Here is a 7,914-nt window from a genome sequence, read left to right as displayed (position 1 = left end):
CTGTCGCGCGTCGCGTTCGGCAAGACGATCTCCAGCCAGTCGGTGTGGGAGGAGCGGATCGCGCGCGCCAGGATCGACATCGAGATGACGAGGCTTCTGTGCCTGAAGGCGGCGGACATGATGGACCGGGCGGGCAATAAGTCGGCGCAGCTGGAAATCGCGATGATCAAGGTGCAGGCGCCGACCATGGCGCTGAAGATCCTGGACGACGCGGTGCAAGCGCATGGCGGCGGCGGCGTGTCAGGCGATTTCGACTTGGCGGGGCAGTGGGCGTCGCTCCGCACACTTCGCTTCGCGGACGGGCCGGACGAGGTCCACAACCGGGCGATCGCACGCAACGAGTTCGGGAAGTACGCGGATTACCGCGCAACGCCGCCCGCGCGGCCGGTGTCGACGACGCCGGTGCAGACCGGCGGCGGGCAGGAACTGTCGAGCGGCGATATGGCGGTCGCGCGCTGACCTCACGTCACCCCGGGCCTGACCCGGGGTCCCGCTTTGTCCCGCCGTCCGAGAGAAGAAGCGGGACCCCGGGTCAGGCCCGGGGTGACGGACGGGTTTTGAACGAAAGGTCCGAATGAAAGCTGCCGTTCTTTTCGAAGCCAAGACACCGCTCCGGATCGAGGAGGTGGTCGTCTCCCTCCCCGCCGCGCGCGAGGTGCTGATCCGGACGCATGCGGTGGGGGTGTGCCGGTCCGACCTCCATTTTATCGACGGGACTTTCCCACATCCGTTGCCGACGGTGCCGGGGCATGAGGCCGCCGGGGTGGTCGAGGCGGTCGGGTCCGACGTCGTTCACCTGAAGCCGGGTGATCACGTCATCACCTTCTTCACCGCGTTCTGCGGGACGTGCGAGTTCTGCATCTCGGGGCGGCCGTCGCTGTGTCTCGATCCGTCGACCAGGCGGCCGCAGATCGCGCCGCCCAGGCTGTCGCTGGCCGACAAGACGCCGCTCGCGCCGTTCCTGAACCTGTCGGCCTATGCCGAGATGATGTTGGTGCACGAGAATGCCTGCGTCGCGATTTCGAAGGAAATGCCGCTGGTGCAGGCGGCTTTGCTCGGCTGCGCGGTGATCACGGGGGCGGGCGCGATCTTCAACGACTCGAAGCTCAAGCCCGGCGAGACCGTGGCAGTGATCGGCGCTGGCGGGATCGGGCTCGCGGCGGTCAACGCGGCCAAGATCGCCGGGGCGGGGCGGATCATCGTCATCGATCCGGTGGCCGACAAGCGCGCGTTGGCGGAAAAGCTGGGCGCGACCGACACGCTCGACGCGGGCGACCCGGACGTGGGCAAGAAGGTCCTCGCGATGACGGCGGGGGGCGTGAACTACGCGATCGAGGCGGTGGGCCGGCCCGAAACGGCGGAGCTCGCCTGGCAGGTGCTAAGGCGGGGAGGAACCGCGACGATCCTGGGAATGATCTCGCCCGGCAAGTCGGTGACTATCCCGGGGCCGAGCTTCCTGTCGGGGAAGAAGATGCAAGGGTCGCTGCTCGGTTCCACCCAGTTCCCGATCGACATGCCGCGGCTCGTCGCGATGTATCTGGATGGGCGGCTGGATCTCGACATGATGGTCGCGGAACGGATAACCCTGCCGGAGATCAACGACGCGATGGACAAGCTCAGGACCGGTGATACGACCCGCAGCGTGGTGGTGTTCGCATGAGCGGGGCGGATACGAGCATGGTCGGGACGATCACGGTCGAGGGAAAGGATCGGCTCGACCTCCACCGGCTTTCCGGGTGGATGCGGGAGCATGTCGACGGCTTCGAGGGGCCGCTCTCCTATGCCAAGTTCGCGGGCGGGCAGTCGAACCCGACCTACCGGCTCGATACGCCGACGCGCTCCTACGTGCTCCGCCGCAAGCCGTTCGGGCCGATCCTGCCCTCCGCGCACGCGGTAGACCGCGAGCACCGGGTGATCGCGGGCCTGCATCCGACCGGGTTTCCCGTGCCGCGACCTTACGGCTTGTGCGAGGACGCCGAGGTCGTCGGTTCGGCCTTCTATGTCATGGAGATGGTGGACGGGCGGACGATCTGGGACGGGTCGATGCCGGACGCGGCCCCGGCTGAGCGGACCGCGCATTATCACGAGATCGTCGACACGCTCGCCCGGCTGCACAACACCGACTACGTCGCGGCGGGGCTGGGCGAGTACGGCAAGCCCGGCAACTATTTCGAGCGCCAGGTCGCGCGCTGGACCAAGCAGTACCGCGCCGCCGAGACCGAGCGGATGGAGCCGGTCGAGCGACTGATCGAATGGCTGCCGCGCACGGTGCCCGAGCAGACCCGGACAAGCATCGTCCATGGCGATTACCGGATCGACAACATGATCTTCGCGCCCGAGGCGCCGCGCGTCATCGCGATGCTCGATTGGGAGCTGTCGACGCTGGGCGATCCGCTCGCCGACTTCGCATACATGCTGATGAGTTGGGTGACAAAGCCCGAGGGGCGGTCGGGAGTCATGGGGCTGACCGGACCGGAGACGGGCATTCCGACGATCGACGAGGTGACCGAGCGGTATTGCGCCGCGACGGAGCGTGACGGCGTGCCCGACCTCGAGTGGTATTTCGCCTACAACCTGTTCCGGCTGACGGGGATCGTCCAGGGCATCAAGAAGCGCATGGAGGTCGGCACCGCGTCGAGCGCCCAGGCCGAGCGATCGGTCGCGCGCATCGACGCGCTGGCGGAGTCGGCGTGGGGCTTCGCGGTGAAGGCGGGAGCATAGGCGATGTCGCAGTTCGACCTGACGGGTAAGGTCGCGATCGTGACCGGGTCGTCGCGCGGGATCGGGCGGGCGTCGGCGTTCGAGCTGGCGGAGTACGGGTCCAAGGTCGTGATTTCGTCGCGCAAGCAGGATGCGTGCGACGAGGTCGCGGCCGAGTTGAACGGGAGGTATGGCGAGGGAACCGCGATCGCGGTGGCGGCCAGCATCTCGGACAAGGCGGCGCTCCAGCGTCTTGTGGACGAGACCCGTGCTCGGCTGGGGCGGATCGACGTGCTCGTCTGCAACGCGGCGTCGAATCCTTATTACGGGCCGCTTGCGGCGATCACCGATGAGCAGTTCCGCAAGGTGCTCGACAACAACATCCTGTCCAACCACTGGCTGATCCAGATGGTCGCGCCCGAAATGCTGGAGCGCGGGGATGGGTCGATCGTGATCGTCTCGTCGATCGGGGGGCTGCAGGGGTCGTCGGTAATCGGGGCGTATAATATTTCCAAGGCGGCGGATTTCCAGCTCGCGCGGAATTACGCGGTCGAATACGGGCCGCGCGGAGTGCGGGTGAACTGCGTCGCGCCGGGGTTGGTGCGCACCGACTTCGCGCGCGCGTTGTGGGAGGATCCCGAGCGCATCCGCGCCGCCAACGAGCAGGTGCCGCTCAGGCGCATCGGCGAGCCGCACGAGATCGCGGGGGCGGTGGTGTTCCTGGCCTCGTCCGCGTCGAGCTTCATGACGGGGCAGGCGATCGTGGTCGATGGGGGCGTGACGATATGAGGTTCCGGGACAAGTCTATCATCGTGACGGGTGCCGGGTCGGGCATCGGTCGCGCGGCGGCGACGCTGTTCGCGGCCGAGGGCGGATTGGTGGTCGTCGCCGACCGTACCGAAGGCGCGGACGAGACGGCGCGGCTGATCGCGGAGGCGGGCGGGGCCGCGCGCGCGATCCGCATCGATGCGGGGCTGGAGGAGGACGTCGCCCGCGCGGTCGACCTTGCCGTGGCCGAGTTCGGCGGGCTGGACGTGATGTTCGCCAACGCCGGCATCTCGGGCGGGATGGCGAACATCTTCGACACGGACGTGGCGCTCATCGCGGAGGTGCTGCGCGTCAACCTGATCGGGCCGTTCCTGGCGATCAAGCATGGGGCTCCGCATATCGCCCAGCGGGGCGGCGGGGCGATCGTACTAACCGCGAGCGTCGCGGGCATTCGGTCGGGGGCGGGGTCGCCCGCCTATTCGGCGTCAAAGGCGGGGGTGATCAACCTGGCGCAGGTGTCGGCGCAGCAACTCACGGGATCGAACGTCCGCGTCAACGCGATCTGCCCCGGGCTGACCGAGACGGGAATGACCAAGCTGACGTTCGACTATGCGCGCGAGGCCGGGAAAAGCGATCGGATCGGGCGGCTGAACCCTCTGCGACGGGGTGCGCAGCCCGAGGAGCTGGCGCGGGTGGCGCTGTTCCTGGCGTCGGACGATGCGAGCTACGTTAACGGGCAGGCGATCGCGGTCGATGGCGGGCTGTCGTCGAGCCATCCGGTGACGAAGCAGGAATTCGGGCGCACGGCAGTCTAGTCCCGCAGCCGGATCAGGCCTTCCTGCGCGACGCTCGCGACGAGGCGGCCGTCCTGTGCGAAGATGCGGCCGCGGTTGAAGCCGCGGGCATGGCCGGCCCAGGGGCTGTCGGTCACGTAGAGCAGCCATTCGTCGGCGCGGAACGGTTCGTGAAGCCAGAGCGCATGGTCCAGGCTGGCGGTCTGTAGGTTGTGCGTCATCCAGTTGACGCCGTGGGGCAGCGTGCAGGTGCCGAGCAGCGCCATGTCCGAGGCGTAGGTCAGGACCGCGCGGTGCATCGCCGGATCGTCGCCGATCGGGGCGGCCAGGCGGAACCAGCTCGCCTGGGTCGGCTCTCGCTTCTCCGCGTGCATCCAACTGCGCGCGTGGGTGGGCCTGATCTCGATCGGGCGGGGGCGAAGTAGGTGCTTGCGCCATTTCTCGGGCACGTCGTCGATCATCTCCTCGCGCAGGTCGCGCTCGGAGCGGAGCTCGTCCGGGCCTGGGACGTCCGGCATCGTGTCCTGGTGATGAAGCCCGCCCTCGGGAACCTGGAGCGAGGCGGTGAGGCTGAGGATCGGCTGGCCGCCCTGCGTCGCGATCACGCGGCGGGTGGCGAAGCTGCGACCCTCGAAGTCGCGGACGACGCGGTAGATGATCGGGTGATTCTCGTCGCCCGGCCGCATGAAATAGGCGTGGAGCGAGTGGGCGGTCTTGGGCGCGTCGGTCGAGCGCTCGGCGGCCTGGAGCGCCTGGGCGATGACCTGGCCCCCGAAGACGCGACCGACGCCACCGGGCTGGCGGGGGCCACGATAGAGGTCGGTATCGAGCTGTTCGACGTCGAGAAGGTCGGTGAGGGCGCGCACGAGCTGCTCGGGCGGGGTGTCGGCGGGGGTTAGAAGGTCCATTCGTGTTCCTTAACTCCCTCCCCCCCGCTTGCGGGGAGAGGGTTGGGGAGAGGGGCTGTTCAGGGCACCGCCGGTTCTCCGTACAGCCCCTCTCCCGGACCCTCTCTCCAAGGGGAGAGGGAGAAAGTCAGTAGCCCGCCATCTTCGCCAACCGGTCGGCGTGGTAGTTCGCGTCGCCGAACATCTCGGCCAGCACGCGGGCGCGTTTCATGAAGAAGCCGATGTCGTATTCGTCGGTCATGCCGATGCCGCCATGCATCTGGATGCCTTCCTGGACGGAGAGCGTCGTCGCCGCGCCGCTTACGGCCTTGGCGACGGAGACGGCCGCGTCCGCGCGCTCATCGCCGCCGTCGAGCAGCTGCTGCGCCTTGAGGACGGCGGCGCGGGCGACCTCCATCTCGGAATAGAGGTGCGCGGCGCGGTGCTGGAGCGCCTGGTAGCTGCCGATCATCGTGCCGAACTGGCGGCGCTGCTTGATGTAGCCCATCGTCATGTCCATCGCGCCGCCGCCGACGCCGACGAGCTCGGCCGACGCGCCGGCGCGGCCCGCGCGGAGCAGGCGGTTCAACGGATCGCGGCCCGCATCGACCTCGCCGATGACGGCGTCGGCGGTGACCTCGACGCCGTCGAACTCAAGGCGCGCGGCGATCGAGGAGTCGGCCAAGCGCTCGGGGGAGGCGGACAGGCCGGCGGCGTCCCGCTCGACCGCGAACAGGGTGACGCCGTCCTCGTCGCCGTCCGACCCGGCGGTGCGCGCGGCGACGATGAGGAGGTCGGCGACGTGGCCGTGGGTGACGAACCGCTTGGCCCCGGTCAGGCGGAAGCCGTTGCCCGACCGCTCGGCCTTGAGGCCGACGGCGTCGCCGAACTTGGCGCGCTCGTCGATCGCGAGCGCGGCGACCGTTTCGCCCGCGACGATGCCGGGGAACCAGCGTTCCGCCTGCGCGGTACCCTTGAGCGCGGCGACCGCGGCCACGGCGGTGGCGAGGAAGGGGGAGGGGGACAGGTTGCGGCCGATCTCCTCGAGCACGACGCCCGCCTCGACATGGCCGAGACCGAGGCCGCCGTGATCCTCGCCGATCAGGATGCCGGTGAAGCCCATCTCGGCGAATTGCTTCCACAGGTCGCGGGAGAAGCCCGTCGGGTCGTCGGCGTCGCGGAGCGCGCGCAGGTGCGACACGGGCGCGGCGTCGGCGACGAAATCGCGCGTGGCGTCACGGAGCATGGTCTGTTCGTCATTGAGGAAGAGAGGCATTTCTTGTTCCTTCTCCCTCTCCCGCTTGCGGGAGAGGGTCGGGGAGAGGGACTGTTCAGAGAACCGTCTTCTGAACAGTCCCTCTCCCGCCTTCGCTACGCTCGGCACTTTCTCCCCAGAGGGGAGAGGGAGATCAGGACGGCAATTCCAGGATGCGCTTGGCGACGATGTTGAGCTGCACCTCGCTGGTGCCGCCCTCGATCGAGTTGGCCTTGGTGCGGAGCCATGCGCGGGCGGGGGCGCCGCCGTTGGTGCGGTCGCTCTCCCATTCAAGCGCGTCGGAGCCGCCCGCCGCCATGATCAGCTCGTTGCGGTGCTTGTTCAGCTCGGTGCCGACATACTTCATCATCGACGGCTGGGCGGGGTGCGCCGTCCCGTGCTTGAGCTCGTCGATGAAGCGTTCGGACATTGCGCGGAAGGCTTGGGTGCGGACCTCGAAATGCGCGATCTGCGCGCGGAGCAGCGGATCGGCGAGGCGGCCGTCGGCGTCGAGGCCGATCGTCGCGATCGCACCCGCGACGAGCGGGCTCTCGCCCTGGCCGCCCAGGCCCATGCCCGAGATCATCTCGCGCTCGTGGCCGAGCAGATATTTGGCGACGTCCCAGCCCTTGTTCTCGTCATGGATGCGGTTGCGCTTGGGTACGCGGACGCCGTCCATGAACGTCTCGCAGAAAGGCGAGTAGCCGGAAATGAGCAGGATCGGCTTGGTCGAGACGCCGGGGCTGGCCATGTCGAACAGCACGAAGCTGATCCCGCCCTGTTTCGATTCCTTGCTGGTGCGGACGAGACAGAAAATCCAGTCGGCCTTGTCGGCGTAACTGGTCCAGACCTTCTGACCGTTGACGATGTAATCGTCGCCGTCGCTCTCTGCCGAGGCGGCGAGGCCGGCGAGGTCGGAGCCGGCGTTGGGTTCGGAATAACCCTGGCACCAGCGGATCTCGCCGCGCGCGATCTTGGGGAGGTGGTCGAGTTTCTGCTCCTCGGTGCCGTATTTCAGGAGCGCGGGCCCGAGCATCGAAATGCCGAAGCTGTTCAGGGGATTGCGGGCGCGGAGGCGGGCCAGCTCCTCGCGCAGCACCTTGGTCTCGGCGGCGCTCAGGCCCCCGCCGCCATATTCGGTCGGCCAGTCGGGGACGGTCCAGCCGCGTGCGCCCATGCGATCGAGCCAATCCTTCTGCGCGGGGCTGGAAGGCTGGAAGTTGCGTCCGCCCCAGCACACGTCGCTGTCGGAGCGGAGCGGCTCGCGCATCTCGGGCGGGCAGTTCTCCTCCAGCCAGGCGCGGGTTTCGGTGCGGAAGGTGGACAGTCCGGGGGTCGGGTGGGTCATGGCGTGGTCTCCGTGACTAGGTCGTGCGCCGCCTTGGCGACGGCGATGGCGGTGTGGTCGTGATGGAAGTCGGCGATCACCTGCGCGCCGATGGGCAGGCCGTTCGTGTCGCGGCCGATCGGCACCGAGCAGGCGGGCAGGCCGGGGAAAGAAGCAAGTCCG

Annotated in this window: 8 protein-coding genes; 5 read left to right on the top strand and 3 right to left on the bottom strand. The window is 68.4% G+C overall.

What is annotated here, in order from left to right; genetic code table 11:
- The 5 genes from ACFE71_RS13865 to ACFE71_RS13845 form a co-directional block, all read left to right on the top strand.
- The coding region (locus ACFE71_RS13865) for an acyl-CoA dehydrogenase family protein (RefSeq protein WP_375429363.1) at positions 1-459 on the top strand (459 nt) is incomplete at its 5' end.
- Between the two features lie 115 nt (positions 460-574).
- Entirely contained in the window at positions 575-1,660 is a 1,086-nt protein-coding gene (locus ACFE71_RS13860) for a Zn-dependent alcohol dehydrogenase (RefSeq protein WP_375429362.1), read from the top strand.
- On the top strand, positions 1,657-2,721 hold the full coding sequence (locus ACFE71_RS13855) for a phosphotransferase family protein (protein WP_375429361.1): 1,065 nt from the start codon (positions 1,657-1,659) through the stop codon (positions 2,719-2,721). The genes ACFE71_RS13860 and ACFE71_RS13855 overlap by 4 nt, the downstream gene beginning before the upstream one ends.
- A 3-nt stretch (positions 2,722-2,724) precedes the next feature.
- Positions 2,725-3,489 (top strand): SDR family NAD(P)-dependent oxidoreductase, encoded by a 765-nt coding sequence (locus tag ACFE71_RS13850; protein ID WP_375429360.1) that lies wholly within the window; start codon positions 2,725-2,727, stop codon positions 3,487-3,489.
- Positions 3,486-4,283, top strand: coding sequence for an SDR family NAD(P)-dependent oxidoreductase (locus ACFE71_RS13845; protein WP_375429359.1), 798 nt, complete (start codon positions 3,486-3,488; stop codon positions 4,281-4,283). Before ACFE71_RS13850 ends, ACFE71_RS13845 begins: the two co-directional genes overlap by 4 nt.
- Here ACFE71_RS13845 and ACFE71_RS13840 read toward each other — a convergent pair.
- The 3 genes from ACFE71_RS13840 to ACFE71_RS13830 form a co-directional block, all read right to left on the bottom strand.
- Positions 4,280-5,170 carry an acyl-CoA thioesterase gene (locus tag ACFE71_RS13840; RefSeq protein ID WP_375429358.1) on the bottom strand — a complete coding sequence of 297 codons (891 nt, stop codon included), beginning with the start codon at positions 5,168-5,170 and terminating at the stop codon, positions 4,280-4,282. The genes ACFE71_RS13845 and ACFE71_RS13840 overlap by 4 nt on opposite strands.
- Before the next feature lie 127 nt (positions 5,171-5,297).
- Positions 5,298-6,425, bottom strand: coding sequence for an acyl-CoA dehydrogenase family protein (locus tag ACFE71_RS13835; RefSeq protein WP_375429357.1), 1,128 nt, complete (start codon positions 6,423-6,425; stop codon positions 5,298-5,300).
- Between the two features lie 133 nt (positions 6,426-6,558).
- The gene (locus tag ACFE71_RS13830; protein WP_375429356.1) at positions 6,559-7,752 is read right to left on the bottom strand and encodes an acyl-CoA dehydrogenase family protein; all 1,194 of its coding nucleotides are present in this window, start codon (positions 7,750-7,752) and stop codon (positions 6,559-6,561) included.
- Positions 7,753-7,914 lie beyond the last annotated feature (162 nt).

Origin of the sequence: uncultured Sphingomonas sp., from assembly GCF_964237155.1 — a bacterium.
Taxonomy (GTDB): Bacteria; Pseudomonadota; Alphaproteobacteria; order Sphingomonadales; family Sphingomonadaceae; genus Sphingomonas.
The sequence above is the reverse complement of the archived record's forward strand: the minus strand, read 5'-3'. Positions and strand labels throughout refer to the sequence as shown.